The sequence below is a fragment of the Bradyrhizobium sp. McL0615 genome (assembly GCF_049993905.1).
GTDB lineage: Bacteria > Pseudomonadota > Alphaproteobacteria > Rhizobiales > Xanthobacteraceae > Bradyrhizobium.
In genome coordinates, this window is record NZ_CP188254.1 from 4,312,517 (window position 1) to 4,339,384 (window position 26,868).

At 62.4% G+C, this 26,868-nt stretch carries 33 protein-coding genes; 24 read left to right on the forward strand and 9 right to left on the reverse strand.

Going from position 1 to position 26,868, the window contains the following annotated elements:
* Positions 1 to 10 precede the first annotated feature (10 nt).
* The 9 genes from ACPPVP_RS20255 (at position 11) to ACPPVP_RS20295 (ending at position 6,929) form a co-directional block, all read left to right on the forward strand.
* Entirely contained in the window at positions 11 to 370 is a 360-nt protein-coding gene (locus ACPPVP_RS20255; protein ID WP_426537414.1) for an ArsR/SmtB family transcription factor, read from the forward strand.
* Positions 367 to 900, forward strand: a complete 534-nt coding sequence (locus ACPPVP_RS20260; protein ID WP_426537416.1) for an SRPBCC family protein — start codon at positions 367 to 369, stop codon at positions 898 to 900. The genes ACPPVP_RS20255 and ACPPVP_RS20260 overlap by 4 nt, the downstream gene beginning before the upstream one ends.
* Positions 901 to 948: 48 nt before the next feature.
* The gene (locus ACPPVP_RS20265; protein WP_426537418.1) at positions 949 to 1,698 is read left to right on the forward strand and encodes a DUF899 domain-containing protein; all 750 of its coding nucleotides are present in this window, start codon (positions 949 to 951) and stop codon (positions 1,696 to 1,698) included.
* Between the two features lie 85 nt (positions 1,699 to 1,783).
* On the forward strand, positions 1,784 to 2,059 hold the full coding sequence (locus ACPPVP_RS20270; RefSeq protein WP_426537420.1) for a hypothetical protein: 276 nt from the start codon (positions 1,784 to 1,786) through the stop codon (positions 2,057 to 2,059).
* Between the two features lie 303 nt (positions 2,060 to 2,362).
* Positions 2,363 to 3,289 carry a DUF2167 domain-containing protein gene (locus tag ACPPVP_RS20275; protein ID WP_426537422.1) on the forward strand — a complete coding sequence of 309 codons (927 nt, stop codon included), beginning with the start codon at positions 2,363 to 2,365 and terminating at the stop codon, positions 3,287 to 3,289.
* Positions 3,286 to 4,011, forward strand: a complete 726-nt coding sequence (locus tag ACPPVP_RS20280) for a site-2 protease family protein (protein ID WP_426537423.1) — start codon at positions 3,286 to 3,288, stop codon at positions 4,009 to 4,011. Before ACPPVP_RS20275 ends, ACPPVP_RS20280 begins: the two co-directional genes overlap by 4 nt.
* A gap of 151 nt (positions 4,012 to 4,162) precedes the next feature.
* Positions 4,163 to 4,513 carry a Lin0512 family protein gene (locus ACPPVP_RS20285; protein ID WP_426537425.1) on the forward strand — a complete coding sequence of 117 codons (351 nt, stop codon included), beginning with the start codon at positions 4,163 to 4,165 and terminating at the stop codon, positions 4,511 to 4,513.
* 75 nt (positions 4,514 to 4,588) lie between these two features.
* Positions 4,589 to 6,310 carry a dihydroxy-acid dehydratase gene (locus ACPPVP_RS20290; RefSeq protein ID WP_426537427.1) on the forward strand — a complete coding sequence of 574 codons (1,722 nt, stop codon included), beginning with the start codon at positions 4,589 to 4,591 and terminating at the stop codon, positions 6,308 to 6,310.
* A 76-nt stretch (positions 6,311 to 6,386) separates the two neighbouring features.
* On the forward strand, positions 6,387 to 6,929 hold the full coding sequence (locus ACPPVP_RS20295; protein ID WP_426537429.1) for a 2'-5' RNA ligase family protein: 543 nt from the start codon (positions 6,387 to 6,389) through the stop codon (positions 6,927 to 6,929).
* A 42-nt stretch (positions 6,930 to 6,971) separates the two neighbouring features.
* Here ACPPVP_RS20295 and ACPPVP_RS20300 read toward each other — a convergent pair whose 3' ends face one another.
* Both ACPPVP_RS20300 and ACPPVP_RS20305 read right to left on the reverse strand, forming a co-directional pair.
* A complete protein-coding gene (locus ACPPVP_RS20300; protein WP_426537431.1) occupies positions 6,972 to 7,607 on the reverse strand; it encodes an HAD hydrolase-like protein in 636 nt (211 codons plus the stop codon).
* A gap of 14 nt (positions 7,608 to 7,621) precedes the next feature.
* Positions 7,622 to 8,494 carry an SDR family oxidoreductase gene (locus tag ACPPVP_RS20305; RefSeq protein WP_426537433.1) on the reverse strand — a complete coding sequence of 291 codons (873 nt, stop codon included), beginning with the start codon at positions 8,492 to 8,494 and terminating at the stop codon, positions 7,622 to 7,624.
* A 78-nt stretch (positions 8,495 to 8,572) separates the two neighbouring features.
* On the opposite strand from ACPPVP_RS20305, the gene ACPPVP_RS20310 reads away from it, so the two are divergent.
* On the forward strand, positions 8,573 to 9,277 hold the full coding sequence (locus ACPPVP_RS20310; protein ID WP_426537435.1) for a glutathione S-transferase family protein: 705 nt from the start codon (positions 8,573 to 8,575) through the stop codon (positions 9,275 to 9,277).
* A gap of 94 nt (positions 9,278 to 9,371) precedes the next feature.
* Here ACPPVP_RS20310 and ACPPVP_RS20315 read toward each other — a convergent pair whose 3' ends face one another.
* Together ACPPVP_RS20315 and ACPPVP_RS20320 are read right to left on the reverse strand one after the other, a co-directional pair.
* Positions 9,372 to 9,929: a disulfide bond formation protein B gene (locus tag ACPPVP_RS20315; RefSeq protein WP_426537437.1), complete on the reverse strand. Its 558-nt coding sequence runs from the start codon at positions 9,927 to 9,929 to the stop codon at positions 9,372 to 9,374.
* 7 nt (positions 9,930 to 9,936) lie between these two features.
* Positions 9,937 to 10,095, reverse strand: coding sequence for a DUF5993 family protein (locus ACPPVP_RS20320; protein ID WP_426537439.1), 159 nt, complete (start codon positions 10,093 to 10,095; stop codon positions 9,937 to 9,939).
* Positions 10,096 to 10,278: 183 nt separating this feature from the next.
* Between ACPPVP_RS20320 and ACPPVP_RS20325 the strand changes: the two genes are divergently transcribed.
* Together ACPPVP_RS20325 and ACPPVP_RS20330 are read left to right on the forward strand one after the other, a co-directional pair.
* Entirely contained in the window at positions 10,279 to 11,598 is a 1,320-nt protein-coding gene (locus tag ACPPVP_RS20325; RefSeq protein WP_426537441.1) for a dicarboxylate/amino acid:cation symporter, read from the forward strand.
* Positions 11,599 to 11,627: 29 nt separating this feature from the next.
* Entirely contained in the window at positions 11,628 to 12,005 is a 378-nt protein-coding gene (locus ACPPVP_RS20330) for an ArsC family reductase (protein ID WP_426537443.1), read from the forward strand.
* Here ACPPVP_RS20330 and ACPPVP_RS20335 read toward each other — a convergent pair.
* On the reverse strand, positions 12,002 to 12,622 hold the full coding sequence (locus ACPPVP_RS20335) for a hypothetical protein (RefSeq protein ID WP_426537445.1): 621 nt from the start codon (positions 12,620 to 12,622) through the stop codon (positions 12,002 to 12,004). The two genes, ACPPVP_RS20330 and ACPPVP_RS20335, sit on opposite strands and share 4 nt — an antisense overlap.
* Positions 12,623 to 12,626: 4 nt before the next feature.
* Positions 12,627 to 13,229, reverse strand: coding sequence for a PAS domain-containing protein (locus tag ACPPVP_RS20340; protein ID WP_426537447.1), 603 nt, complete (start codon positions 13,227 to 13,229; stop codon positions 12,627 to 12,629).
* A gap of 374 nt (positions 13,230 to 13,603) precedes the next feature.
* Between ACPPVP_RS20340 and ACPPVP_RS20345 the strand changes: the two genes are divergently transcribed.
* From ACPPVP_RS20345 to ACPPVP_RS20375, 7 genes are all read left to right on the forward strand, one after another.
* A complete protein-coding gene (locus ACPPVP_RS20345; protein ID WP_426537449.1) occupies positions 13,604 to 14,359 on the forward strand; it encodes an ABC transporter ATP-binding protein in 756 nt (251 codons plus the stop codon).
* Positions 14,352 to 15,095 (forward strand): ABC transporter ATP-binding protein, encoded by a 744-nt coding sequence (locus tag ACPPVP_RS20350; RefSeq protein WP_426537451.1) that lies wholly within the window; start codon positions 14,352 to 14,354, stop codon positions 15,093 to 15,095. The genes ACPPVP_RS20345 and ACPPVP_RS20350 overlap by 8 nt, the downstream gene beginning before the upstream one ends.
* 38 nt (positions 15,096 to 15,133) lie before the next feature.
* Positions 15,134 to 16,354, forward strand: coding sequence for an ABC transporter substrate-binding protein (locus ACPPVP_RS20355; RefSeq protein WP_426537453.1), 1,221 nt, complete (start codon positions 15,134 to 15,136; stop codon positions 16,352 to 16,354).
* Between the two features lie 88 nt (positions 16,355 to 16,442).
* On the forward strand, positions 16,443 to 17,330 hold the full coding sequence (locus ACPPVP_RS20360; protein ID WP_426537455.1) for a branched-chain amino acid ABC transporter permease: 888 nt from the start codon (positions 16,443 to 16,445) through the stop codon (positions 17,328 to 17,330).
* Position 17,331: 1 nt separating this feature from the next.
* The gene (locus ACPPVP_RS20365; protein ID WP_426537457.1) at positions 17,332 to 18,300 is read left to right on the forward strand and encodes a branched-chain amino acid ABC transporter permease; all 969 of its coding nucleotides are present in this window, start codon (positions 17,332 to 17,334) and stop codon (positions 18,298 to 18,300) included.
* A 152-nt stretch (positions 18,301 to 18,452) separates the two neighbouring features.
* Positions 18,453 to 19,097 carry a DUF47 domain-containing protein gene (locus ACPPVP_RS20370; protein ID WP_426537963.1) on the forward strand — a complete coding sequence of 215 codons (645 nt, stop codon included), beginning with the start codon at positions 18,453 to 18,455 and terminating at the stop codon, positions 19,095 to 19,097.
* Between the two features lie 77 nt (positions 19,098 to 19,174).
* A complete protein-coding gene (locus tag ACPPVP_RS20375) occupies positions 19,175 to 20,179 on the forward strand; it encodes an anion permease (RefSeq protein WP_426537459.1) in 1,005 nt (334 codons plus the stop codon).
* Here the strand turns inward: ACPPVP_RS20375 and sugE are convergent.
* Positions 20,171 to 20,494: a quaternary ammonium compound efflux SMR transporter SugE gene (gene sugE / locus ACPPVP_RS20380; protein WP_426537461.1), complete on the reverse strand. Its 324-nt coding sequence runs from the start codon at positions 20,492 to 20,494 to the stop codon at positions 20,171 to 20,173. The two genes, ACPPVP_RS20375 and sugE, sit on opposite strands and share 9 nt — an antisense overlap.
* Before the next feature lie 154 nt (positions 20,495 to 20,648).
* Here sugE and ACPPVP_RS20385 point away from each other — a divergent pair, with 154 nt between their 5' ends.
* The 5 genes from ACPPVP_RS20385 (at position 20,649) to ACPPVP_RS20405 (ending at position 26,281) form a co-directional block, all read left to right on the forward strand.
* Positions 20,649 to 22,268 carry a peptide chain release factor 3 gene (locus ACPPVP_RS20385; protein ID WP_426537463.1) on the forward strand — a complete coding sequence of 540 codons (1,620 nt, stop codon included), beginning with the start codon at positions 20,649 to 20,651 and terminating at the stop codon, positions 22,266 to 22,268.
* A gap of 290 nt (positions 22,269 to 22,558) precedes the next feature.
* On the forward strand, positions 22,559 to 23,161 hold the full coding sequence (locus tag ACPPVP_RS20390; RefSeq protein ID WP_426537465.1) for a hypothetical protein: 603 nt from the start codon (positions 22,559 to 22,561) through the stop codon (positions 23,159 to 23,161).
* Between the two features lie 86 nt (positions 23,162 to 23,247).
* Entirely contained in the window at positions 23,248 to 23,832 is a 585-nt protein-coding gene (locus ACPPVP_RS20395) for an NnrU family protein (protein ID WP_426537467.1), read from the forward strand.
* 1 nt (position 23,833) lies between these two features.
* Positions 23,834 to 24,655 carry a 3-methyl-2-oxobutanoate hydroxymethyltransferase gene (gene panB, locus ACPPVP_RS20400; RefSeq protein WP_426537469.1) on the forward strand — a complete coding sequence of 274 codons (822 nt, stop codon included), beginning with the start codon at positions 23,834 to 23,836 and terminating at the stop codon, positions 24,653 to 24,655.
* A 9-nt stretch (positions 24,656 to 24,664) separates the two neighbouring features.
* Positions 24,665 to 26,281 (forward strand): class I adenylate-forming enzyme family protein, encoded by a 1,617-nt coding sequence (locus ACPPVP_RS20405; RefSeq protein WP_426537471.1) that lies wholly within the window; start codon positions 24,665 to 24,667, stop codon positions 26,279 to 26,281.
* A gap of 20 nt (positions 26,282 to 26,301) precedes the next feature.
* On the opposite strand, the gene ACPPVP_RS20410 is transcribed toward ACPPVP_RS20405, so the two are convergent.
* Both ACPPVP_RS20410 and ACPPVP_RS20415 read right to left on the reverse strand, forming a co-directional pair.
* Positions 26,302 to 26,424 carry a hypothetical protein gene (locus ACPPVP_RS20410; protein ID WP_426537473.1) on the reverse strand — a complete coding sequence of 41 codons (123 nt, stop codon included), beginning with the start codon at positions 26,422 to 26,424 and terminating at the stop codon, positions 26,302 to 26,304.
* A gap of 37 nt (positions 26,425 to 26,461) precedes the next feature.
* On the reverse strand, positions 26,462 to 26,764 hold the full coding sequence (locus ACPPVP_RS20415) for a hypothetical protein (protein WP_426537475.1): 303 nt from the start codon (positions 26,762 to 26,764) through the stop codon (positions 26,462 to 26,464).
* Between the last annotated feature and the right edge of the window lie 104 nt (positions 26,765 to 26,868).

Here is a 26,868-nt window from a genome sequence, read left to right on the forward strand (position 1 = left end):
ACTAAACCACATGGTTGAGTATTCGACGCATCTCGACGCTGTTTTTCACGCCCTGGCGGATCCGACACGCCGGGCAATGCTTGGTCATTTGGCGACGCGCGAACTCACGATCGGGGAACTGGCGACGCCGTTCCGTATGAGTTTTGCGGGCGCATCGAAACATGTGCGGGTGCTGGAGAATGCCGGCCTGGTGAAGCGCACGATCCGCGGCCGCACCCATCTGTGCCGCCTCGAAGCGGCGCGGCTGGCGGAAGCAAATGCGTGGCTCAGGCGCTACGAGCGTTTCTGGAATGCAAAGCTTGATGCGTTGGAAGCCCTGCTGCTTGAAGAAGACAAGGCGAAGGCAAAAGGTGAAGGAGTAGAACGATGAATTCGACGACAAGGCCCGATGCCTATGGCGAGTTGATCGAGCCGACAACGCTTCGGATACAGCGGCTGTTGCCCGGTCCGATCGAGCGCATCTGGGCCTATCTCACCGACAGCGACCTGCGCAGCAAGTGGCTGGCGGCGGGGGTGATGGAGATGAAGGTCGGCGCGCCGGTCGAACTCGTCTGGCGCAACGAGGAGCTCAACAATCCGCCGAGCAAGCGGCCGGCAGGTTTTCCCGAGGAGCAAAGGATGCAGAGCCGGATCACCGAGCTCGATCCGCTGCGCAAGCTTTCGATCGCCTGGAACAACAGCGGCGACGTGACGTTCGAACTGGAGCCGAGGGGGGCGGGCGTGCTGCTCACCGTGACCCATCGGCGTCTGCCTGATCGTTCGACCATGCTCAAGGTCAGCGCCGGCTGGCACATGCATCTCGACATCCTGGTCGCCCGCGCCAGCGACAAGGAGCCGGCGCCGTTCTGGGATGGCTGGGCTCGCCTGCAGCAGGAATACGACCGCCGGCTGCCGGCCTGAATGGTCGACGCACGCACAACAACCGTCCCAACAAACAGGAGATCAGCAATGCAAATTCATGCCGTTTCAGCTCAGGAGTGGGAAGCCGCGCGCCAGCAAATGCTCGTGAAGGAGAAGGACGTGACCCGCGCCCGTGACGCCCTGGCCGCCGAGCGCCGGCGGATGCCATGGCTGGCCGTCGAGAAGGAGTACAAGTTCGAGGGGCTCAAGGGCAAAGCAAGCTTGCGCGATCTGTTCGAAGGCCGCCATCAGCTGATCGTCTACCGCGCCTTCTACGAGCCCGGCGTGTTGGGCTGGCCCGACCATGCCTGCCGCGGTTGCTCGATGGTGGCCGATCAGGTTGCTCATCTCGCCCATCTCAATGCCCGTGACACCACGCTCGTGTTCGTCTCGCGCGCGCCGCAGGCGAACATCGCGCGCCTGAAAGCGCGCATGGAATGGGAGATAATACCCTGGTACACCGTCACGGACAGCTTCGACGCCGATTTCGGCGTTGGCGAATGGCACGGCACCAACGTGTTCTTCCGCGACGGTGACAGGATTTTCCGCACCTACTTCATCAACAGCCGCGGCGATGAACAGATGGGCGGCACCTGGAACTATCTCGACATCACGCCGCTCGGGCGCCAGGAGGAGTGGGAGGATTCTCCCGCGGGCTATCCGCAAACCCAAACCTACAAGTGGTGGAACTGGCACGACAGTTACGTCGAAGGCGCAGCACCCGACAAGCGGTGGGTCGAGGTGTCGGACGCCGGCGAGGCCGCGTTCCGTAACAAGCAGGCGGGCGCGAAGCCGTGAACCACGCCCGCTCGCGCGCAGGCGTACCGCCGGCGCGCGAGCGGCCCTCGGGCATGCGACTGCATCCGATCGCGGGAGATACGACATGAGCGAGGCTCGTACCGGCAGCGCGATCCGTTGTGAAAGCGGCGGCACTGCAGCCACAGGCGCGGCCGATTGGCTTTATCTCGCGGCGGCGCCGACATTTGCGATCATGGCGTTGCTGACGGCTGTGCTTGGTGGCGGATCGCCGCTGTGTTCGATCGCAGGCGCGTCACAACTGACCGGAATGGTCCCGATGTATTTGCTGATGAGCGCCTTTCATCTGCCGCCCTGGATGAAGCTGATCTCCGGCCGGCGAGGTCGAGGCCGTCAGTCCTGACAAGGCGGCGCCGAAATTTCGACTAGATCCCGCCAAGGTGCGGCGCGGGAGTCCGGCCTCCCCAAATTTGCCTTTCAATGAGATTACACAAAGCTCTGGTTTAAGCAGGACGATGCGGGATCAAACGGCATCGCTCGCAGTCCGCCTCGCATTGGCGGTATGGCTGCCTGGCGTAGCGTGACGCACTTCATCCAGTTTGCGGCCATTTTTTCCGGGTAGGCTGAGCGATACGTCGTTCAGTATTGCTATTTGCAGTTGTTGGTGTCATCCGATCCATCAAAGGCAATATTCCAGGAGAGTTCGGTGCAAAAGGTGATTTCCGCCGTCTTCGCGTTGTTTGTCGTGCTTTCCTCGCTGCCGGCATTTGCTCAGGCGTCTCCGCCGAGCGAAGCCTCGCGAAAGGCGGAATTGGCCGCCGCCTGGCAGGCGGCCAGCGCGGCGGGCGCGGCCGGACCCAAGGATGTTTCCCTGATCGATCAGGCCGCGTTGAAGCTCCCGGCCGGTTATTTCTTCGTGCCGCAGGCCGAAGGCGCCCGCGTCCTGCGGGCGCTCGGCAATGTCGTCAACGATACGAGCATCGTCGGCCTTGTCGTCGGCACGGGGCCGAATGACGGGTGGATCGTGGTGATCCGCTACATCAAGGAAGGCTACATCAAGGATGATGATGCCAAGAACTGGAATGCCGACGACCTCCTGAAGAATCTGAAGGATGGGGCGGAGGAGAGCAACAAGGACCGCGTCGCGCGTGGATTTCCCGAGATGCAGGTGATCGGATGGGTACAGCCGCCGAATTACGATACCGCGACCCATCGCCTGGTCTGGTCGCTGCTCGCCAAGGACAAGGACGAGGCGGACAATGCGGCGAAAAGCATCAATTACAACACCTACGCGCTGGGGCGGGACGGCTATTTCAGCCTCAATCTGCTGTCGAATTCGGAACGTATCGCCGGCGACAAATCGGTGGCCCATGAACTGCTCGGCGATCTCGCCTACAATACCGGCAAGCGCTACGAGGACTTCAGCGCCTCTACCGATCGCATCGCGGAATATGGCCTGATGGCGCTGGTCGGCGGCGTTGCGGCCAAGAAGCTCGGTCTGTTCGCGCTCGCGGCTGCGTTCGTGCTCAAATTCGCCAAGATCATCCTTATCGGCCTGGGGGTGTTCGGCGCGGGGGTGCTCAATTTCTTCCGTCGCAAGCCGCGCAGCAATGGGGCCGACGGCGCGGCATGAAGGCGCTTTTTCTGCTGCTCTTTTCCGGCCTCAAATGGGGCAAGCTCGCCACCAGCGGCGGAAGCATGCTGCTGTCGCTGGTGGTCTACGCCACGATATGGGGCTGGCGTTATGCGGCGGGCTTCATCGCACTGCTGTTCGCCCACGAGATGGGACACTACGTCGCCGCGCGGCAGCGCGGCCTCGATGTGGGGGCGCCTGCCTTCATTCCGTTTGTGGGCGCGTGGATCGCGCTGAAGGACCAGCCGGTCGATGTCGAGACCGAAGCCTATGTGGCGATCGCAGGACCGGTGGTCGGAACGATCGCCGCGCTCGCGGTGTATTTGTGGGCGAGGGCGGAGGATAGCGGCCTGCTGCTGGCGATTGCCTATTCCGGCCTGTTCCTCAATTTGTTCAATCTGCTGCCGATCTCCCCGCTTGACGGCGGCCGGGTGACAGCTGCGCTGAGCCCGCGGATCTGGTTCCTTGGCGTACCCATCCTGCTGGCGTTGATGTTGTATCGTCCGGGCCCGATGCTCATCATCGTCGCGATCCTCGCTGTCCCGCAGCTCATGAAGGCGTGGCGGTACGATCCCCAGGCGCCTGAGAACGTCGCCTATTATGGTGTTCCGCTGCAGACCAAGCTCGAATATGGCGCCGCCTATCTGGCGCTGGCGGCGCTGCTTGCGGTCATGACCTACGATGTCCACGAGATGCTGGGCCGGTTCGCGCGGCCCGTCTAGCGAACGCCGTCAAAGCTTCGAGATTCCTTGCCGGCGCGTCGAGATGCATTCGCATGTCTGCCGTGACTTGACGCGGCCGCCGCAAGCGACGATTGAGAATGCAGGCCCTCGCCGAACAATATTCAACGCATCAGCAACAAGAGGAAACCCGATGGCACGCGTGCGCTGTATTACCGAAATGGGCATGGGCGTCGACGTTCACGGGCGCGATGCCACCAAGGCGGCCAAGCGCGCCGTCTCCGACGCCATCCGCCATTCCAGCCTCGGCTTCTTCCGGATGCTGGGCAAGACCGCCAACGACATGTTCGTCGACGTCATGATTGCCGTGCCGAATCCGGACGCGGTGGATACCGCGGCGGTGGCCAAGGAGCTGCCGTACGGCACCGTCAAGGTGACGGCGGTCGCTGGCGGGCTGGAAATTCCGTCCGAGAGCGGTAACGATCCCATCCTGATTGCGAATGCCGCCGTAATCGTCAGCTTCGACGACGGCAAGACGGCGTAGGCCTCGTTCAGTGCCAATCAGGCCGGACACGGCATTCCATCAGAAGACCTGCCTTCAGAAGACCTGGAGCACCTCATGACGACACAAGACAGCAGCACCTATTGGAAGCGGGGGCGGGTCGAACTGCGCGCCGCCGGTTTCGATCCGGACCGCGCCGCGCAGACCAATGCGGTGGTGACGATCGCCAGCGCCTACACCAATGCCCATCGCTGCAACAACCGCGTGCGCACTATCACCGATCTGCTGGTCGATATCCTGGCGGAGCGCGGCGGGCAGGGGCTGATCGTCGGCGCGCCGGCGGTGTCGGATGCGCTGACGCAGGGGACGCCGACGGCGGGCTACAGCCTCGCCTCGCGCGATACCGTCGCCGACTGTTTCGAGATCGGTCACTACGCGCATCACGGCGACGCCATGATCGTGATTTCCGGCTGCGACAAGACCGGTGCCGCCGCGCTGATGCCGCTGGCGCGCACCAATGCGTTTGGCCTCGTGCTCTATCCCGGCACCAGCACGCCGGGCCGCGTCTCGTTCGGGGCATGGGCCAGCAAGGGCAACAACATCACGATCCTTGATTATGCCGAGGCCCGCGCCGCCAATGAGTCCGGCCGGCTCTCGGGCGAGGAGTTGCTGGAAGTCGAGCGCAACGTGATGCCGGGCAGCGGCACCTGTGGCGCGATGTTCACGGCCAACACCATGAGCACGATTGCGGAATCGATCGGCATGATGCTGCCGCGCGGCGCTTCGCATCCCGCCGACTACGACGCAGGCAGCGACATCCATGCCGACGTCCGCGCGCAGGCGCGGGCCTCGGTCGATGCCCTGTACCGACTGATGGAGGCCGGTATCCGGCCGCGCGACATCATGACCGAGCGCGCGTTCGAGAACGCGATCACCACCGTCTACGCGATGGGCGGCTCGACCAACATGTATCTGCATCTGCTTGCGGTGGCGCGCGAGGCGCAGATGCCGATCACGATCGAACGCATCCAGCAGGTTGGCGAGCGCGTGCCGCTGCTGGCCAATCTGCAGCCGCATGGCCCGTTCGCGATGGGCAGCCTGCATGCGATCGGCGGCGTACCGGTCGTGATGAAGGAACTGCTGCGCGCGGGCCTCCTGCATGGCGACGTCATGACGGTGACCGGCAGGACGCTGGCGGAAAATCTCGCCGATGTTCCGACGCTGGAGCAGATGCCGCCGCAGGAGATCGTTTTCCCGGTGTCAAAACCGATCGCGCCGGCGAACAACCACATCAGCGTCCTTAAGGGCAACCTGGCGCCGGAGAGCTGCCTGCTCAAGCTGTCCGGCAAGGCGCTCGAGAAGGGCCAGTTTCGGGGCACCGCCCGCGTCTTCGAGTCCGAAGCCGATACGATGGCTGCGATCCGTGCCGGCGAGATCGTTTCGGGCAACGTGATCGTGGTACGCAATGTCGGCCCGGTCGGCGGACCCGGCATGCCCGAAATGGTGATGCTGACGATCCAGTTGCAGGGGCGGGGCCTTGGCGAGGATGTCGCGCTGATCACTGACGGCCGCTTTTCCGGCGTCTCGCACGGCATCCTGATCGGCCACGTCTCGCCGGAAGCCGCGCGCGGCGGCCCGATCGCCGCGGTGCGCGACGGCGACACCATCGTCATCGATCCCGGCGCCCGCACGGTGAACCTCGAAGTGCCGGCGGAAGAGATCGCTCGCCGCATGGCCGACTGGCGCGCGCCGGCGTCCATTGCCGCCGTACGGCCCGGATCGGTGCACGACAAGTACATCCGGCTGGTGTCGTCGGCGCATTATGGGTGTGTGCTGTGAGGTTGCGAGAATTCACGAAGACGGTTGCATTCTAGCCTTGCTACAACGTTATGTTCATGATCTGTTCTAGTCAATCATGGACGAGTTTGCAAGCTGTAGTGGTGCCCGATTATTCCTCGCGGCCGTTCCCGATGCGGGCACGGCAGAGCGAATTCACCAGTTGGCTGGCGTGCTCAAGCGCGCGCATCAATTTGACGGCAGGCTTATTGCACGCGATCGGTTGCACATCTCCCTGTTCGCTCTCAGCGGATTGCCTGAGAGCCATCTTTGCGCTGCGTGGGAGGCGGCCATGGATGTGCGAACCGAGCCGTTCGAGGTCGCGTTCGATCGCACGGCAAGCTTTCGGGGGCGGCCGGGCAATTGCCCATTCGTCCTGATCGGAGAACAAGGATTGCGCCGGCTGCAGTCGTTTCGGCAAACGCTTGGCGCCGCTATGGCGCGAAGAGGGTTGCGGCGGCTGGCCAACACGAATTTCACGCCACATGTCACCTTGTTGTACGACGCGCGTAGCGTAGACGAATATCCAATCGAGCCGATTGGCTGGATGGTTAGGGAGTTCGTGCTCGTCCGCAGCTTGAACGGCCACGCACACCTCGTGCGGTGGCCTCTGTGGGTATGACAGGCAAATATCGGAGTTATTCAGCGGAAATTCCGCGAAGGACTATTTCGTCATGGTGAGCCGCTGCATCATCTCCTCGATCGAATTGAACAGATGCGTCGGTCCCGCCGCCTTCAGCGCGCTCGGGAGTGCGTAGCCCCAGGCCACCGCGCCGGAATCCATGCCGGCGGCATTCGCGGCCTCGATGTCGCGGATCTCGTCGCCAATGCAGATCGTATCCGAAGGTTTTGCGCCGAGCTTGCGCGCGACTCTCCGGAATTTCCAGTGCTTGCCGAACATCGCAGCACCGCAGTCGAAGCGGGTGATCAGGCTGGTGACGGGTCCGAGCACCTGCCTTACGGAGGCTTCGCTGTCTGAACTGACGATGGCGGTCCTGATGCCCTGGCGTTGCAGGTCGGCCAGCATGGCCGGGATGCCCGCGAACAGCGATATCTCGCCTGCTGCGGCGAGCTTGCGTTTTCGCATGTCGCTGACGATAGCCGGCAGTTGCCACATGGATACGTTGAGCCGCGCCATGATTTCGCGGGCCGACATGCCGCGCAGCCCTTCCACCTCGTCGTCGCGGACGGGCGCAAGGTCGAACCGCGTGATCATGTCCTGGAAGGAGGCACGAAACCACGGAAGGGAATCGGCCAGCGTGCCGTCGAAGTCGAAAATGGCGAGGCGATAACGCGTCATGACTACTCGGCACGTCACTTATCGTCGCCGCCGAAATAGGCGGGTTTCCCTGTCGTCCAGGTCTCGCCCCAGAGCTGGCTGCCGCCGTCGACTGTCAGCGTCTCGCCGGTCACGAATTTCGCCGACGGTCCGGCGAGAAAGACGCAGGCCTCTGCGACGTCCCAGGGCGAGCCTGTGCGCATCATCGGATTCGAGCGCGGGTAGGTGGCGCGGGCTTCCGGCGTATAGACGTTCCAGCCCTCGGTTTCGATCGCGCCGGGCGCCACGCAGTTCACCCGGATGTTCAAGGGTGCCCATTCGACGGCGACGGCGCGCGAGAGCCCGATCACGCCGCTCCGCGCGGCAATGCTGTGGGCGATGCCGTACAGGCCGTGCGTGGTCACGACCACGATGTTGACGATGCTGCCGGGATGCTTGTGGTCGCGCCAGCGTTGCGCGGCTGCTTGCATCATGTACCAGGTGCCGTTCAGGTTGGTATTGATAACCGCGTTCCAGCCCTTCACGGAAAAATCGATCGCGGCTTGCGGAAACTGCCCGCCGGCGCTGTTGATGAGGCTGTCGACGCGGCCATGCGCGGCCCAGACCGTGTCGAACAGGGCGTTGACCGCATCGGGCTCCCTGATGTCGGCTATATGCGCGGAGGCATTGAGATCACGGCCGGCCAATTGAGCGACGAGCGCATCGAGCTTGCCTCCGTCACGCCCGACCACAGCGACGTGCGCGCCCAGCCGCGCGAACAGCCAGGCGATCGCCCGCCCGATGCCGCCGGCGCCGCCCGTTACGATGACGACCTGATCCTTCAGCGCATTGGCCGCGAACAGGGTCGGGTGAGCCGCGAGCTCCTCATCGGTGAGGCCGAGCTTCGCCAGAGATGGTTGATCGGTCATGGACGGCGCGGGCCCTTGTTATATGCGGCATCAGCCGTACATTAGCCGCGCAACAACAACCATGCAAAACGAGTTCTGATGCCCGATCTTTCCGCCTTTCCGATCACCAAGCGCTGGCCCGCCAAACATCCCGACCGCCTTCAGCTTTATTCGCTGCCGACGCCGAACGGCGTCAAGGTCTCGATCATGCTGGAAGAGATCGGATTGCCCTACGAAGTTCATCTGGTCGACTTCAACAAGGACGACCAGAAGACGCCGGAATTCCTGTCGCTGAATCCGAACGGCAAGATCCCGGCCATCCTCGATCCCGATGGCCCCGGCGGCAAGCCTCTGCCGCTGTTCGAGTCGGGGGCGATTCTGCAATATCTGGCGGAAAAAACTGGCAAGCTTCTGCCAGCCGATCCGGCGCGGCGATACCAGACCATCCAGTGGCTGCACTTCCAGATGGGCGGGATCGGACCAATGTTTGGACAGGTCGGCTTCTTCCACAAATTTGCCGGCAAGGATTTTGCCGACAAGCGGCCGCTCGAGCGCTACGTCGCCGAGGCGAAGCGCCTGCTGGAGGTGGTGGAGACGCGGCTTGCCGGGCGGCAATGGATCATGGATGACGAGTACACCATCGCCGATATTTCCATGCTCGGCTGGGTGCGCAACCTGATCGGTTTCTACGGGGCGCGCGATCTCGTCGCGTTCGATACGCTGAAGCAGGTGCCAGCATGGCTGGAACGCGGGCTCGCCCGGCCGGCGGTGCAGCGCGGGCTCGAGATACCGAAGCGACCTTAGAATTTCTGTTCTGACTGAGTCAGAACAGAAGTTCTAGATTCTTGTTTTGACGCGTTTTCTTCACGCGAACCGCTACCCACTTCGCTCGAAAACGCTATGAGCCGCGCTTAAGCAGCTCGTACATCACGGGGTTGTCGGCGCAAGCGCCGAAGCCGCATTCGAGCAGCGTCGTCATCACGTTGGCGGCCGTGAGCGCAATCACGAGCCACACGGCGATTTGCGCGAAGGCGCCGCCGGTGGTCGGCAGGACGGCCTTGTCCTCTTCGAACTGGCGGTCGAACAACAGGATCACCGCAATCAGGACGATGGCTGTGATGAAGCCGAGCAGCGCCCACATATAATAGTGATAGCCGAGCAGCGCCGAACCATAGCCGGCGTCGCCGGGCATGATGTGCAGCAGCACCTGCCGGGTCGACGCCACCGCGCCGGCCACCGCCGCCAGCAGCGACATCGCATAGTGGCTGGGGCGGGGCCCGAAGCGGATATTGAGGATCGGCCCGACGGCCAGTGCCGCGAACAGGATGCGCTGCAGCAAGCAAAGCGGGCAGGGCAGTTCTTGAAGGATGAACTGCGTCGCGAAGGCCGCCGCCAGTATCAGCGCCACCCCGTAAAGGCTGAGGGCGTTCAGCGTGATGGCGCGCGCCTGGGTCATGTGTGGCTCAGAACGACAGTTTCAGCGTATCGGTCGCATGATGCAGATAGGTGGCAACGCACGCGATCAGGACGGCCCCGAACAGGCCGAGCGCCAGCGGGCGCTGACCGCGCCAGGCGATCAGCATCACGATGGCGGTAGCCAGAAACAGAATGGTGAATTCCATCGGTCGTTCCCGAAGCGAGTGACGCGCCAGTCTATGATAGATTCGCTGGCAGGCTCTGCAAAAAATCGGTCTGCTCCCGGCGAAATCGACGACGCATAAAGGCCGATGGCATCTGCCACATGAATGTGATTATCCTGCCATCGCGCTCTATCCCATGCTGATCCTCCCGCCCGGAGCAATCCCATGGCTACCGAAGCCGCCCGTCCCGCCGCGCGTCATCAGCCCTGGTACAAAATCCTCTATGTTCAGGTTCTGATCGCGATCGCGCTTGGCATCCTGGTCGGTCGCTTCTTTCCCGATTTCGGCAAGGATCTGAAGCCGCTCGGCGACGGCTTCATCGCGCTGATCAAGATGATGATCGCGCCGGTGATCTTCTGCACGGTGGTGCACGGCATTTCGTCGATGGGTGATCTGAAGCGCGTCGGCCGGGTCGGGCTGAAGGCGCTGATCTATTTCGAAGTCGTTTCGACGGTGGCGCTGGCGGTCGGCCTCATCGTCGGCGAAGTGCTTCAGCCCGGTCGTGGCTTCAACATCGACCCGGCGACGATCGATCCAAATTCCGTTGCCACTTACGTCACCAAGGCGAAGGAACAGGGCATCGTCGCGCATCTGCTTGCGATCATTCCCGACAGCTATTTCGACGCGCTCGCCCGCGGTGACCTGCTGCAGGTCCTGCTGGTGTCGATCCTGTCAGGCTTTGCCATCGCATTTCTGGGTAAAGCCGGCGAGCCGATCTCTTATGCGGTGGATCAGGCCGCAAAGATGTTCTTTCGCATCATCCAAATGATTGTGCGCCTCGCCCCGCTCGGTGCCTTCGGCGCGATGGCGTTCACCGTCGGCGCCTACGGCCTCGGCTCGCTGTGGAATCTGATCGCGCTGATCGCGACCTTCTATCTGACCAGCATTCTGTTCGTACTGATCGTTCTTGGTTCGATCGCACGGATCTCGGGATTCTCGATCATTCGCTTCATTCTCTACATCAAGGACGAGCTGCTGATCGTACTCGGAACCTCATCGTCGGAAACCGTTCTGCCGCAGATGATGCAAAAGATGGAGCATCTCGGCGCGTCGCGCCCGGTGGTCGGTCTGGTCATTCCGACGGGTTACAGCTTCAATCTCGACGGCACCAATATCTACATGACGCTGGCGACGCTGTTCCTGGCGCAGGCGACCAACACCCACCTGACGATCTGGCAGGAACTGGGCATTCTCGGTGTCGCCATCATCACCTCGAAGGGCGCCTCCGGCGTCACGGGAGCGGGCTTCATCACGCTCGCGGCGACACTTTCGATCGTGCCCGACATTCCGATCCAGTCGATCGCCATTCTTGTCGGCATCGACAAGTTCATGAGCGAATGCCGGGCGCTGACCAATACCATCGGTAACGGCATTGCCTGCATCGTCATCAGCCGCTCGGAAGGCGAACTTGACAAGGACAAGCTGCACGAGACGATGGCGAATCCGATCGAGCTGGGTGAAGCGCTCGAGCCGGGTGCGGCGTAAACAATAACGGAATCAATTTGGCGGACGGAATGACAAAACCTATCACCATCTACGGCATCAAGAATTGCGACACCATGAAGAAGGCGCGCGGCTGGCTCGACGATCACGGCGTCGCTTATGACTTCCACGACTACAAGCTTGCCGGCATCGCCAGGGACAAGCTCAAGCAATGGTCCGACGAAATCGGCTGGGAGACGCTGCTCAACCGCGCGGGCACGACATTCAAGAAGCTGCCCGACAGCGACAAGGAAGGCATGAACGAACGCAAGGCGCTGGCATTGATGCTGGCGCAGCCCTCGATGATCAAGCGCCCGGTGCTCGATCTCGGCGGCAAGCTGCTGGTCGGGTTCAAGCCGGACGTCTACGCGAGCGAGGTCGCATCGAAGCCGCGCGGACGCAAGGCCTAGTCGAGCTCGATAATTTCGCCGGGGGAGTGCGAGGCTGCTTGAGCCGGCACGAAAGCGCGATCGATGATCGCCCTGACCAGAATCACGGGTTCGGCTTTCGGCCTCAGACCCATGAGGTTGCTGATCTTGAAGCCGCCTTCAATGCTGATGCTCTTGAAGGAGCCGATAATCTGCTGGACCGCTTGGCCTTCGCCGAACGGCATCAGCAGCCGTTCGTAGGACACCTCCTTGCCGTCGGCATCATCCACCGTCGAGATTGAATAGACCGGCCGCTTGTGCCGAAGGCAGGTGCGATAAATATCGACGACGTAGCCATAGCGCTCGGGCCCGATGGCCTCGTCGAGAAAGCGTCGCCGTGCAGCGGGATCGACGCGCTCGTTGCCATAGGTGGTGGCCAGCCTGGCGCCCTGGTGCGTGATCAGGAAACGTGCGCCGTCGGCCTCGCCGACAACGTCATACCCCATCATATCGACCGTCTCTTCGTCGACACGGTCGAGTTGAAAATCGCGCTGCAGAGGCATCGGCGGCCGCTTGCCGGCCAGGCGCAGCCATTCGTTCAGCAGATAGCGCTGCCTGATCGACTTGATTACCGAGGGATCGGCGCTCGCGAATTCCATCGGCTTAACCGAATTCCAGCGCATCGCCGGACGGAATGCGGCCGGGTGCGCGATGGAAGAGATCGCAGTCGATGATGGTGCGCAGCGTCGGCACCGGCAGCTTGTCGTTTCCGCGTATGAGGTTCCTGATCTCGAAGCCGCCGTCCTCGCTGATGGTCTTCAGCGAAGCGATGATGTGGGTGACGCTGCCGTCGTCGGAGAACGGCAGCAACAGCCGCTCATAGGCGACGATTCGCCCGTAGATGTCGTCCATATTGGCGATGGTAAAGGCGGGCAGGCGGCGCGCGATGCATTCGTAGTAGACCGGCATCACCATTGGAGCGAGCCTCGCGCCCAGATACTCATCGAGACGGCGGCCCTTGCCCGTATTTCCATAAGCGCTCGACATACGTGTGCCGTCGCTCTGGATGGTCAGGCGCGGCGGCTGCGAACTGGTATCGACGGTGTAGAACACCAGGTCGGGGAGTTCGTCCTCGATCCGCTCCGGCTGGTATTCCGACATGCGCGGTATCGACTGCTCGCGGGCGTATAGCCGCAGCCAGGTATTCAGCAGGTCCCGCTGTTTGATGGATTTGACGACCGACGGTCCGGCGCTTTGAAATTCCAAGGCGGCAATTCCTGACTATCTAAATCGCGTGATGATGCGCTGGAGGGAGAAATATTGTGTGAAAGCGTTTGATTGCAGCAAAACACCGTTAACGACGGCTTGCCGGCGCGAAGATCGCGGTTGAGCGCGGACGGCGAGCCGGCAGAGCCGGGCAGTCGGCGCAATTCGACTTATGGTGAATCCGGAACCGGCACGCGCGCTTTCCCTGTGGCAGCTTTCCACCTTGCCTAACCCATACCGTTGACGGCATATTCCGGCCTGGAGGCGGCGGGCTCGGGACGGTTTCCAAGACGTCCCGCGGAGCTTGCCCTAACAGGGAAAAATTGGCCGCGCGCGGGGCGAACCCGCGGAGACGGCTGATGGGGGAAATTTGTTTGGCAGATGAGTTCATTCTCGAAACCCACGGATTAACCAAGGAATTTGCGGGTTTCTTCGCCGTTCGTGATGTCGCCCTCAAGGTGCGCCGCGGCAGTATTCATGCGCTGATCGGACCTAACGGCGCTGGCAAGACGACGTGCTTCAACCTGCTCACCAAGTTCTTGAGGCCGTCGGCGGGCCGGATCCTGTACAAGGGGCAGGACATCACCGCGATGGCGCCGGCCGATGTGGCCCGCCTCGGGCTGGTGCGTTCGTTCCAGATTTCCGCGGTGTTTCCGCACCTGACGGCGCTGGAGAACGTCCGCGTCGCGCTCCAGCGGCAGCATGGGTCATCATTCGATTTCTGGCGCTCCAAGAGCGTGCTCGACCACTTCAACGGCCGGGCGCATGAGCTTCTCAATGATGTGGGCTTAAGCGAATTCGCCAATACACCGGCGGTCGAGATGCCCTATGGCCGCAAGCGCGCACTTGAAATTGCAACGACGCTGGCGCTCGACCCTGAGATGATGCTGCTCGACGAGCCGATGGCCGGCATGGGTCATGAAGACATCGACAAGATCGCAGCGCTCATCAAGCGCATTTCGGCGAAGTACACCATTCTCATGGTCGAACATAATCTCTCCGTGGTGGCCAACCTGTCCGACATCATCACGGTGCTGACGCGCGGCCAGGTGCTGGCAGAAGGCAATTATGCCGAACTGTCGAAGGACGAGCGCGTCAAGGAAGCCTATCTGGGGGCCGGTCATGGTTGAGTTGAAAATGGCCGAAGCCGCCGTCAAAACGGCGGGCGCGGAAATTCTTTCCGTCTCCGACCTGCAGGCCTGGTACGGCGAATCCCACATCCTTCACGGCATCAACTTCAATGTGAAGGCCGGTGAGGTGGTCACGCTGCTCGGCCGCAACGGCGCCGGCAAGACCACGACGCTGAAGTCGGTGATGGGAATTATCGGCAAGCGCACCGGCTCGATCCGCTTCAACAATGAAGACATCATCCGCGCCTCATCCGACAAGATCGCACGCAAGGGCATCGCGTTCTGTCCCGAAGAGCGGGGCATTTTCGCAAGCCTCGACGTGCGCGAAAACCTGCTGCTGCCGCCGATCGTGCGCAGTGGCGGGCTGTCGCTCGATCAGATCTTCGAACTGTTTCCGAACCTGAAGGAGCGGCTCAACAGCCAGGGCACCAAGCTTTCGGGCGGCGAGCAGCAGATGCTCGCGATTGCAAGAATCCTGCGCACCGGCGCGCGCTTCCTGATGCTGGACGAGCCGACCGAAGGGCTGGCGCCCGTCATCATCCAGCAGATCGGCCACACTATTGCGCGGCTGAAGTCGGAAGGCTTCACCATCCTGCTGGTCGAACAGAATTTCCGCTTCGCCTCGACGGTGGCCGACCGCTACTACATTGTCGAACACGGCAAGGTCATCGACGGGTTTGCGAATTCGGAGCTGTCGGCCAACATGGACAAGCTCCACACCTATCTCGGCGTTTAATCGTTACTATGGCTGCACTCTCGATTTATGGAGTTACTATGAAACATCGGATTTCAGCTCTGTTCCTCGGCACCGCGCTCGCGCTTGCCGCAGGCGGCGGCGCCATGGCGCAGGACAAGAATATCAAGATCGGGGTTCTCACCGACAATTCCGGACTTTACTCTGACCTCGGCGGCGTCGGCTCCACGCTTGCTGCTCAGATGGCGATCGAGGATTCCGGGCTGGCGGCCAAGGGCTGGAAGATCGACCTCATCTCCGCCGACCACCAGAACAAGCCCGACATCGCCACGACCATCGCGCGACAGTGGATCGACGTCGAGAAGGTCGACATCTTCATGGACGTGCTGAACTCCGGCGTTGGGCTGGCGGTCAACAATGTGGTGAAGGAAAAGAACTCCATCATGATCAATACCGGCGCGGCGACGTCGGATCTCACCAATGCGCAGTGCTCGCCCAATACGGTCCATTGGGTTTACGACACCTACATGCTCGCCAACAGCACCGGGCAGGCGCTGGTGAAAGCCGGCGGTGACACCTGGTACTTCCTGACTGCGGACTACGCATTCGGCCACGCGCTTGAGCGCGATACCACGGCGGTCGTGGTGAAGTCGGGCGGCAAGGTCATCGGCACCGTCAAGCATCCGCTGAATTCGTCGGACTTCTCCTCGTTCCTGCTGCAGGCGCAGGCTTCCAAGGCCAAGATCATCGGCATGGCAAACGCCGGCGGCGACACCACCAACACCATCAAGCAGGCGTCCGAGTTCGGCATCGTCGCCGGCGGCCAGAAGCTCGCCGGTCTCCTGCTGTTCATCACCGACGTGCACTCGCTCGGCCTGAAGGTGGCGCAGGGCCTCAGCTTCACCGAAACCTTCTATTGGGACCTGAACGATGGCACCCGTGCGTTTTCCAAGCGCTTCTCCGAGCGCATGAAGAACAAGGCGAAGCCATCGATGGTGCAGGCCGGCGTGTATTCGGGCCTGATCCACTATTTCAAGACGCTCGAGGCGATGAGCGGCAATCCGCATGACGGCGCCAAGGTTGTCGCCAAGATGAAGGAACTGCCGACCGACGATGCATTGTTCGGCAAGGGCTCGATCCGCGCCGATGGCCGCAAGATTCATCCGGCCTATCTGTTCGAGGTCAAGAAGCCCGAGGAATCCAAGGGGCCGTGGGACTATTACAAGCTGATCGGAACCACCCCGGCCGACCAGGCCTTCCGGCCGCTTTCGGAAAGCGTCTGTCCGCTGGTAAAGAAGTAACAATGATGGCCCGCCGGCGCCGTGCCGGCGGGCTTCCTCTCGCGTCCCCGCGATTTCCACGTCTTAAACGAGATTGAGTGCGAAACCGATGCAAGCTCTATACGCCCAGCTTTTGGTGGGACTGATCAACGGATCGTTCTACGCGCTGCTCAGCCTCGGGCTCGCCGTGATCTTCGGCATGCTCAACATCATCAATTTCGCCCATGGCGCGCTCTACATGATGGGCGCGTTCTGCGCGTACTTCCTGCTGAGCCTCACCGGCATCGGATATTGGTGGGCGCTGCTGATAGCACCGATCGTGGTCGGCATCTTCGGCATGATCCTGGAGCGGACCATGCTGCAATGGCTGGCCGGCCTCGACCACCTCTATGGCCTGCTGCTGACCTTCGGTATCGCGCTGATCGTGCAGGGCGTGTTCCAGAATTATTTCGGCTCGTCCGGGCTGCCCTATGCGATTCCCGATTACCCACAGATCGGCGAATGGCGCGGGCTGCAGGGCGGCATGAATCTCGGCTTCATGTTCCTGCCGGTCTATCGCGGCTGGGTGGTCATCTTCTCGCTCGTGGTCTGCATTGCCACCTGGTATCTGATCGAAAAGACTCGGCTTGGCGCCAATCTGCGCGCCGCGACCGAAAACCCGACCCTGGTCCGCGCGTTCGGCATCAACGTGCCCAGGATGATCACGCTGACCTACGGCCTTGGCGTAGGCCTGGCCGCGCTGGCCGGCGTGCTGTCCGCGCCGATCAACCAGGTGCGGCCGCTGATGGGCGCCGACCTGATCATCGTCGTGTTCGCGGTGGTGGTGATCGGCGGCATGGGGTCGATCATGGGATCGATCATCACCGGTTTTGCCCTCGGCGTGATCGAAGGGCTTACCAAGTATTTTTATCCCGAGGCTTCCAACACCGTGGTGTTTGTCCTGATGGTGCTGGTGTTGCTGATAAAGCCCACGGGACTGACTGGACGGGCGGCCTGACATGAGCGCATTGACTGACGACACACTGCCGGTAACGCCGCGCGCGATGCGCGACGAGATGATCGTGTTTGCGGCAATGGCGGTGCTGCTGGGGCTTGTGCCGATGACCGGCATCTACCCGTTCTTCGTGATGCAGGCTTTGTGCTTCGCGCTGCTCGCCTGCGCCTTCAATCTGCTGATCGGCTATGGCGGCCTGCTGTCATTCGGTCACGCGATGTTCCTGGGGACGGCGGGCTATTGCACGGCGCATGCGCTCAAGGTGTGGGGCGTGTCGCCCGAACTCGGAATTCTGGTCGGCATCGCCGGCGCTGCCGCGCTTTCGGTCGTCACCGGCTTCATCTCGATCCGGCGGCAGGGCATCTACTTCTCGATGATCACGCTGGCGCTGTCGCAGTTGCTCTACTTCATCTACCTGCAGGCGCCGTTCACCCATGGCGAAGACGGCATTCAGGGCATTCCGCAGGGCTATCTGTTCGGAATCTTCAATCTCGCCAAGCCGACGGTGCTGTACTACGTCGTGCTGGCCGGGTTCCTCGCCGGCTTCCTCTTGATCTATCGCACCATCAACTCGCCGTTCGGCGAGGTCTTGAAGGCAATCCGCGAGAACGAGCCGCGGGCGATCTCGCTGGGCTACAAGACCGACCAGTACAAGCTGCTTGCCTTCATCCTGTCCGGCACGCTCGCGGGCTTTGCCGGTTCGCTAAAGGTGTTCGTGGCGCAGAACGCCTCGCTCACCGACGTGCACTGGTCGATGTCCGGCGAAATCGTGCTGATGACGCTGGTCGGTGGCCTCGGCACCATCTTTGGCCCGGTCGTCGGCGCCTTCGTCATCATCGCCATGCAGCAATATCTGGCCGGGTTCGGGCAGTGGGTGACGGTGATCCAGGGCGTCATCTTCGTCGCCTGCGTGCTGACCTTCCGCCGCGGCGTAATCGGCGAGATCGCGCATTATTTCCGCCGATCCCTGTAAAACGGCCGGTTTTGGCGCAGTTTTCGGTGTCACAAAGCGGTGGATGACCCGGTTCCCGGGTCACCCTGTGGCGCGCTTTGCCTGCGAATGGTCTATGACAACCCTGTGACGGGCTGCCCGACGGCCTCCAGAACGATGGATTTTGACCAATGCTGATGCGCTGGTTTCGTGCCTTTTTGCCGAAAGAGGAGCGATTTTTTGATCTTTTTGATCGGCATGCCCAGACGGTGGTGCAGGGGGCGCTGGCGCTTCAGGATATGCTGCGTGGCGGCGACGAAACGCCGGTGTTCTGCCAGCGTGTCAACCAGTTCGAAAATGATGCCGACGGCATCACGCGCGAGGTACTGACGGCGGTCCGGCGCACTTTCATTACCCCGTTCGACCGCGGCGACATCAAGAACCTGATCACGGCGATGGACGATGCGATCGATCAGATGCAGCAGACCGCCAAGGCGGTGGTGCTGTTCGAGGTCCGCACGTTCGAGCCGCCGATGCGCGAGATCGGGACGCTTTTGGTCGAATGCGCCAATCTGGTCGGCCGCGCGCTGCCGCTGATGCAGGCGATCGGAAACAACGTTGCGATGCTGACCGCCATTACCGAGGAGATCGGCAAGCTGGAAGGCCGTATCGATGACCTCCACGATATCGGTTTGAAGGAGCTGTATCTCAAGCATCGCGGCGGCAGCTCGATGGAATTCATTGTGGGCGCCGAGATCTACAAGCATCTCGAGAAAGTGTCCGATCGCTTCGACGACGTTGCCAACGAGATCAACTCCATCGTGATCGAACAGGTCTGAGCATGATCCGGAAAAGTGGATACCGGTTTTCCGAGAAGATCATGCTCAAGCAAGTGATATAGGGCAGGGCCAATCCAGTGGACGCCTCGCTCGGACTTCCGATTCTGATCTTTCTGATCGCGGTCGCGCTGCTGTTCGACTTCCTCAATGGATTGCACGACGCTGCCAATTCGATCGCTACGATCGTGTCGACCCGCGTGCTGCGCCCACAATATGCGGTGCTGTGGGCCGCCTTCTTCAATTTCATTGCCTTCGCGGTGTTCGGACTCCACGTCGCCAATACGATCGGCACCGGCATCATTGAGCCGAGCGTCGTCGATGCCACCGTGATCTTCGCGGCACTTGTGGGCGCCATCGTCTGGAACCTGATCACGTGGGCGCTCGGAATTCCCTCGTCCAGTTCGCACGCGTTGATCGGCGGGCTGGTCGGCGCGGGCATGGCAAAGGCCGGATTTTCGGCGGCGGTCTGGAGTGGCCTGTCCAAGGCGCTGCTGGCAATCGTGCTATCGCCGCTGGTAGGCTTCCTGCTGGCGCTGGTACTGGTTGCGATCGTGTCCTGGGCCTCGGTGCGCTCGACGCCTTTCGCGGTCGACCGCGCCTTTCGCATCCTGCAATTCGTATCGGCGTCGCTTTATTCGCTCGGCCATGGCGGCAACGACGCGCAAAAGACCATGGGCATCATCGCGGTGCTGCTCTATTCGCAGGGCCATCTCGGCACCGAATTCTCCATCCCCTTCTGGGTGGTGCTGTCCTGCCAGGCCGCGATGGCGCTGGGCACGCTGATGGGCGGCTGGCGGATCGTTCGCACCATGGGATTGCGGATCACCAAGCTGACGCCGATGCAGGGCTTCTGCGCCGAAACTGGCGGGGCGGCGACCCTCTTTATGGCGACCTATCTCGGGGTTCCCGTCTCCACCACCCACACCATTACCGGCGCCATCGTCGGCGTCGGCGCCGCGCGGCGGGTCTCGGCGGTGCGCTGGAACGTGGCGAGTTCGATCGTCTACGCCTGGGTGATCACCATTCCGGCTTCCGCCTTCGTTGCAGCGCTGACCTACTGGGCGGCGTTGTTGCTACGCTGATCCGGTGACGAGCTTTAGCCCGATAATGCCGGCCACGATCAGCCCGATGCAGGCCAGGCGCGCGGCGGTGGCAGGCTCGCCGAACAGCGCGATGCCCAGGATGGCCGTTCCGACCGCGCCGATGCCGGTCCATACCGCGTAGGCGGTTCCGATCGGTAGCGTTTTCAGGGCAAGACCGAGCAGGAGGATGCTGCCCGCCATGCAGGCGAGCGTCAGGACGGATGGAGCGAGCCGCGTGAAACCTTCGGTATCTTTGAGGCCGATGGCCCAGCCAATTTCCATGAGGCCGGCGACGAACAATACGATCCAGGCCATCACGACCCTCCTGATCAGGCAGGGTCGTCCCCGCGAATGCGCTGTGAATTGGAAGGCCGTCCTTCCGCTGCCGATATGGGACTGGCGAGTTGCCGCCGCAACCACCAAATGAGGCTTGATTAGGCCGGTTTTCCCTGCCAAACGCTCGAGCCTCATGTCCGATATTGCCGTTTCAGCCGAATCGCCGCCCCGCTCGCCGCTTGCAGATGAAGTGGCGCGGCGGCGCACGTTTGCGATCATCTCCCACCCGGACGCCGGCAAGACCACGCTGACCGAAAAGCTGCTGCTGTTCGGCGGCGCCATCAATCTGGCGGGGCAGGTCAAGGCCAAGGGCGAGCGCCGCAACACCCGCTCCGACTGGATGAAGATCGAGCGCGAGCGCGGCATCTCGGTCGTGACCTCGGTGATGACGTTCGAATTCGAGGGCCTCGTCTTCAACCTGCTGGATACGCCGGGCCACGAGGACTTTTCCGAGGACACCTATCGCACGCTGACGGCGGTCGATTCCGCTGTGATGGTGATCGACGCTGCCAAGGGAATCGAGGCGCGGACCCGGAAGCTGTTCGAGGTTTGCCGGCTGCGCGACATTCCGATCATCACCTTCATCAACAAGATGGACCGCGAGAGCCGCGATACGTTCGAACTCCTGGACGAGATCGAAAAGACGCTAGCGCTCGACACCACGCCGATGACCTGGCCGGTCGGCCGTGGTCGCGATTTCCTCGGCACCTACGATGTCATCGATGGCGGCGTGCGTTTGCTGGAAGGTGGGGCCGCCAAGACTGGCGCGGCACAGCAGATCGACATCGCCGATCTCGCCGGCCGTAACCCCAATCTCGACGTCACCGAGATCAAGGATGAACTCGCGCTGGTCTCGGAAGCCTGCAAGCCGTTCGAGCTGGAGGCGTTTCGCGAAGGCCACCTGACACCAGTCTATTTCGGCAGCGCGCTGCGCAATTTCGGCGTTGGCGACTTGCTGGAAGGTCTCGGCAAGTTTGCGCCTGCGCCGCGCGCGCAGGACAGCAATTTGCGCAAGGTCGAGGCCGCCGAGCCGCGCATGAGCGCCTTCGTGTTCAAGATCCAGGCCAACATGGATCCGAACCACCGCGACCGCATCGCCTTTGCGCGGCTGTGCTCGGGCAAGCTCAGCCGCGGCATGAAGGCAAAGCTGGTGCGGACCGGCAAGAACATGAGCCTGTCGAGCCCGCAATTCTTCTTTGCCCAGGACCGCTCGGTGGCGGACGAGGCGTTTGCCGGCGACGTCGTCGGCATTCCCAACCACGGTACCTTAAGGATCGGCGACACGCTGACCGAAGGCGAGGACATCACCTTCGTCGGCGTTCCCAGTTTTGCGCCGGAAATCGTCCGCCGCGTGCGGCTGACGGATGCGATGAAGGCCAAGAAGCTGAAGGAAGCGCTGCAGCAGATGTCGGAAGAGGGCGTCGTGCAGGTGTTCCGGCCGCGTGACGGCGCGCCGGCGCTGGTCGGCGTCGTCGGTCCGCTGCAACTCGACGTGCTGAAGGCGCGGCTCGATGCAGAATATTCGCTGCCGGTGGAATTCGAGGTCTCGGAATTCCAGCTGGCACGCTGGGTCTCGTCCGACGACCGCAAGAAGCTGGAGGCCTTCATCGCCGCCAACGGCTCCGGCATCGCCGATGACGTCGATGGCGACCCGGTGTTCATGGCCAAGAACGAGTTCTACCTCGGCTACACCCGCGAGCGGGCCGAGGGGATCACCTTCTCCAGCGTCAAGGACGTGAAGAAGAAGGCGTAGGGGGCGCGGCTTCCCGAGCCTCACTCCGCCGTCGTCCTCCGCGAAAGCGGGGGACCCAGTACGCCGCGGCCTCACGGTGAATCACTACTGTCTCTGGAATACTGGGTCACCCGCAGGAGCCTGTCATCGGGCGCGCATGTGCGCGACCTGTTGGCGGGTGACGACGAGGGAGACTTTGGCAGTAGTTAAGCCCTTTCCGCCATGAACGCGGGGAAGTGAACGCAGCTTGCCTTGATCCCGGCCAACCCGGGCATCAAATTGGTTAGACCGTACCCTGAAGGGACCAGCGCATGTCCCGGCGCTTTATTGTCTGCCTGATCGTCATGATGGCCGGGTTGGGCTCCGCGACTGCCCAGCACCGGCGCCAGATCGACGCCACGCCGTTTGCGCATGCGCCCTGCAGCGTGTTCGACCGCGAGCCGTGCACGCCGACGTTTTGCAGCGTGTTCAACCACGGCCCCTGCATTCCCGAAATCTTCTACCCCTACGGCCAGAACCTGCAGCTCACGATCCAAACCGTGCCGCCGCAGGACCAAGCGGAAAAATACCGCAAGCCGGATCACGACCTCGATACCATCGGCGACCTGTTTGCGGCGCTGCGGTCCTGCTGGGCGCCGCCGCCGGCCGACATCGCGCACGAGGGCATGCAGATGTCGGTGCGATTCAGCTTCAAGAAAACCGGCGAGATCATCGCTACGCCGCAAGTGACGTATGCCACGGCGGGCGTCCCGGCCGACACCCGCGCCACCTACCTCAAGGCGATCAATGAATCGCTCGCCGCCTGCATGCCCCTCAAATTAACGGCCGGATTGGGCGGCGCGCTCGCGGGGCGGCCGATTGCGATCCGCTATGTCGACAATCGCGATCTCGGCAGGCAGGCTGGCAAGCCGTGAGACGGCCGTGGGGCGCATTGCGCACCAAGCCCCTAAAATGATACGCGGATAAGCGAGGAAATCGGCCACGCAACGGGAGGGACATCGTGGGACTGCTGGTGATGATCCTGGGCCTGATCCTGTTTTTCGGCGTCCACACGCTCACCATCCAGCGCAAGCTGCGCGCGCAGGTGATCGCCGCGACCGGCGAGGGCGGCTACAAGATCGGCTATGCGCTGGCCTCGTTCGCCGGGCTTGTGCTGATCATCTGGGGCTTTGCCAAATACCGCGCGACCGGCTGGATCGACGTCTGGACCCCGCCTGTGGCGTTCAAGCACATCACGGTCGCCCTGATGCTGCCCGCCGTCATCATGGTGGTCGCGTCCTACATCCGCGGCCGGATCTACACGACGCTGAAGCATCCGATGCTGACGGGGATCAAGCTCTGGGCGGCCGCGCATCTGCTCGCCAACGGCGATCTCGGCTCGATCATCCTGTTCGGCTCGTTCCTCGCATGGGCGGTCTATGACCGCGTTTCGCTGAAATCCCGTTCCGACGCCGGCGCGCCGCCGATCCCCGTCGGTGGTCCCGGCAACGACCTGATCGCGATAGCGGTCGGCCTCGTCGTCTATCTGGCGCTTGCCTTCGCGTTCCATCCGGTCGTGATCGGCGTGCCCGTGGTTGGAGCCTAGCATGTCGGTTCAGTCGGCCATCAAGCGCAAAACTGCGCCGGATATTCGCGCGCGCAAGAACGGCGAGCCGATCGTGATGCTGACGTCCTACCATGCGCATACCGCCGCCCTGGTGGATCGCCACTGCGACGTCATTCTGGTCGGCGACTCCCTCGGCAACGTCATGCACGGTTTCGAGACCACCGTGCCGGTGACGCTCGAGATGATGATCCTGCAGGGACACGCGGTGATGCGCGGTTCGAAGCACGCGCTGGTCGTCGTGGATATGCCGTTCGGCTCCTATGAGGCCTCGAAGGAGCAGGCGTTTCATTCCGCGGTGCGGATATTGAAAGAAACCCATTGCGGCGCGGTGAAGCTCGAAGGCGGCGCGCGGATGGCGGAAACGATTGCGTTCCTCGTCGAACGCGGCGTGCCTGTGATGGGCCACATCGGATTGACGCCGCAATCGATCAACACGCTCGGCTCATTTCGCGCGCAGGGCCGCGACGAAGGCAGTTGGGACCCGATCCTGAGGGATGCCCAGGCGATCTCGGACGCCGGGGCCTTCTCGGTCGTGATCGAGGCGGTTGCCGAGCCGCTGGCGCGCAAGATCACGCAGACCATCGCCATTCCGACCATCGGCATTGGCGCCAGCGCGGCCTGCGACGGGCAGGTGCTGGTGCTGGAGGACATGCTGGGCCTGTCGCCGCGGACGCCGAAATTCGTTCGCCGTTACGGCGATCTCGGCCCCGCGATTGAAGCGGCAATCCAGGGCTATGCCAGCGACGTGCGTTCGCGTGCATTTCCCGGGCCCGAGCACGTCTACGAGATGAAGAAAAGCTAAAGGACCGCCATGGACTGGTCGCAGCACTCCATTCCGGCGATGCGGCTCGAGCCGCGCTTCGGCGATCGTATCATTCCGGCTTTTTGCGAACGGCCCAAGAGCATTCCGGCGATGGTGGCCGAAGCCGTGGCGCGAAACGGCGATGGCGAGGCGCTGGTCTGCGGCGCCACGCGAATGACCTGGAGCGAAGTCGCACGGCAAACGGCGCAGATCGCGGCGGGATTCCAAAAGCTCGGCCTCAAGCGCGGCGACCGCGTCGCGGTTTTGCTCGGCAACAGAACCGAATCCGTGCTGACGATGCTGGGCGCGGCCCATGCCGGGCTGGTGACGGTGCTGCTTTCGACCCGTCAGCAAAAGCCCGAGATCGCCTATGTGCTGACCGATTGCGGCGCTCGGCTCCTGATCCACGAGGCGGCGCTGACCGACCGTGTGCCCGATGCGGGCGACATTCCCGATGTGGTGCACCGGATCGCGGTCGATGATGATCCGCGGCTGTCGCGCTTTTCCGACCTCGCTGACAACGCCCCGCTGGCAGCGCCAGTCGAGGTCGGCGAAGAAGACATCGCGATGATCCTGTATACGTCAGGCACCACGGGCAAGCCGAAGGGTGCGATGCTCGCCCATTGCAACATCATTCATTCGGCCATGGCGTTCGTGTCATGCCTGAAGCTGACGGCCGCGGATCGTTCGATCGCCGCGGTGCCGCTCGGCCACGTCACCGGCGTCGTCGCCAACATCATGACCATGGTCCGCTGCGCCGGCGCGCTGATCATCATGACGGAGTTCAAGGCCGCGGAATATCTGAAGATGGCGGCACGGGAGCGCGTCACCTACACCGTGATGGTGCCGGCGATGTACAATCTCTGTCTGTTGCAGCCGGATTTCGACAGCTACGATTTGTCGAGCTGGCGGATCGGTGGCTTCGGCGGGGCGCCGATGCCGGTCGCCACCATTGAAAAGCTCGACGCCAAGATTCCGGGACTGAAACTGGCGAATTGTTACGGCGCGACCGAGACCACGTCGCCGTCGACCATGATGCCCGGCGAACTGACCGCCAGCCATATCGATAGTGTCGGACTGCCCTGTCCGGGCGCGCAGATCGTCGTCATGGATGCCAATGGCCGTGAGCTGCCGCGCGGCGAGATCGGCGAAATCTGGATTCATGGCGGCTCGGTCATCAAGGGTTACTGGAATAACCCGAAGGCCACGGCCGAGAGTTTTACCGCCGGCTTCTGGCATTCCGGCGATCTGGGCTCGGTCGATGCCGAGAATTTCGTCCGCGTATTCGACCGCCAGAAGGACATGATCAACCGCGGCGGCTTGAAGATCTATTCCGCCGAGGTCGAGTCGGTGCTGGCGGGCCATCCTGACGTGATCGAGAGCGCGATCATCGCCAAGCCGTGTCCGGTGCTGGGTGAGCGCGTGCATGCCGTCGTGGTGACCCGCAACGCGGTTGGGGCCGAGGTACTGCGCGCCTGGTGCGCGGAGCGGCTGTCCGACTACAAGGTGCCGGAAACCATGGATGTGCGGATGGACCCGCTGCCGCGCAACGCCAATGGCAAGGTGATGAAGCGGCAACTCCGCGATGCCTTCATGGCGGCGATGTCGGCTGCAGAGCGAGCGTAAGCTGGAGGCCGCGGCCTGAGCTATCGAGGCCGTTTCGGATAATGCCGATCGACGACGACCGCGTCGGGATGCGACACGATGGTCATGAACCAGACCAGGCTCACGGCCAACGACCAAAACGTATTCCAGTAAATCCAGTTCATTTTCCTGCCCGCCTAACTAATTTTTTCAGCCGCTGGATCAGGCAGAGGTTCTGCCCAGGAATTCGTCCAGGTAGACGGGCACATCATACCCGTCGATGTCGCAACGACAGCGGATTTCTCTCGCAATGTCCTTGGACAAATCGTCGCTCCAGTGCTCCAGCGTGTTGAAGGCAACCACCTCGATCGGGTCGCTGAATTGTCCCGACAGAAGATCGGCAATTACCGTCTCGATGTCGGCGCGCTCGGTTTTCCGGGCGGCGCCATGCGGCCCTGAACCTTCCACGACCAAGTAGACTGTCTGATCGGCGCCATACGGCACGCCCTGAGGAAATTCGTGCATTGCTCGATCTCCGTGTAACGGAGATTCAATTACGCCACAGGGGAAAGGTTCCCGTGACGCGCCGACGTTTCAGGAGCGCCTGGCAGCGGCCAGTCGCCGCAAGA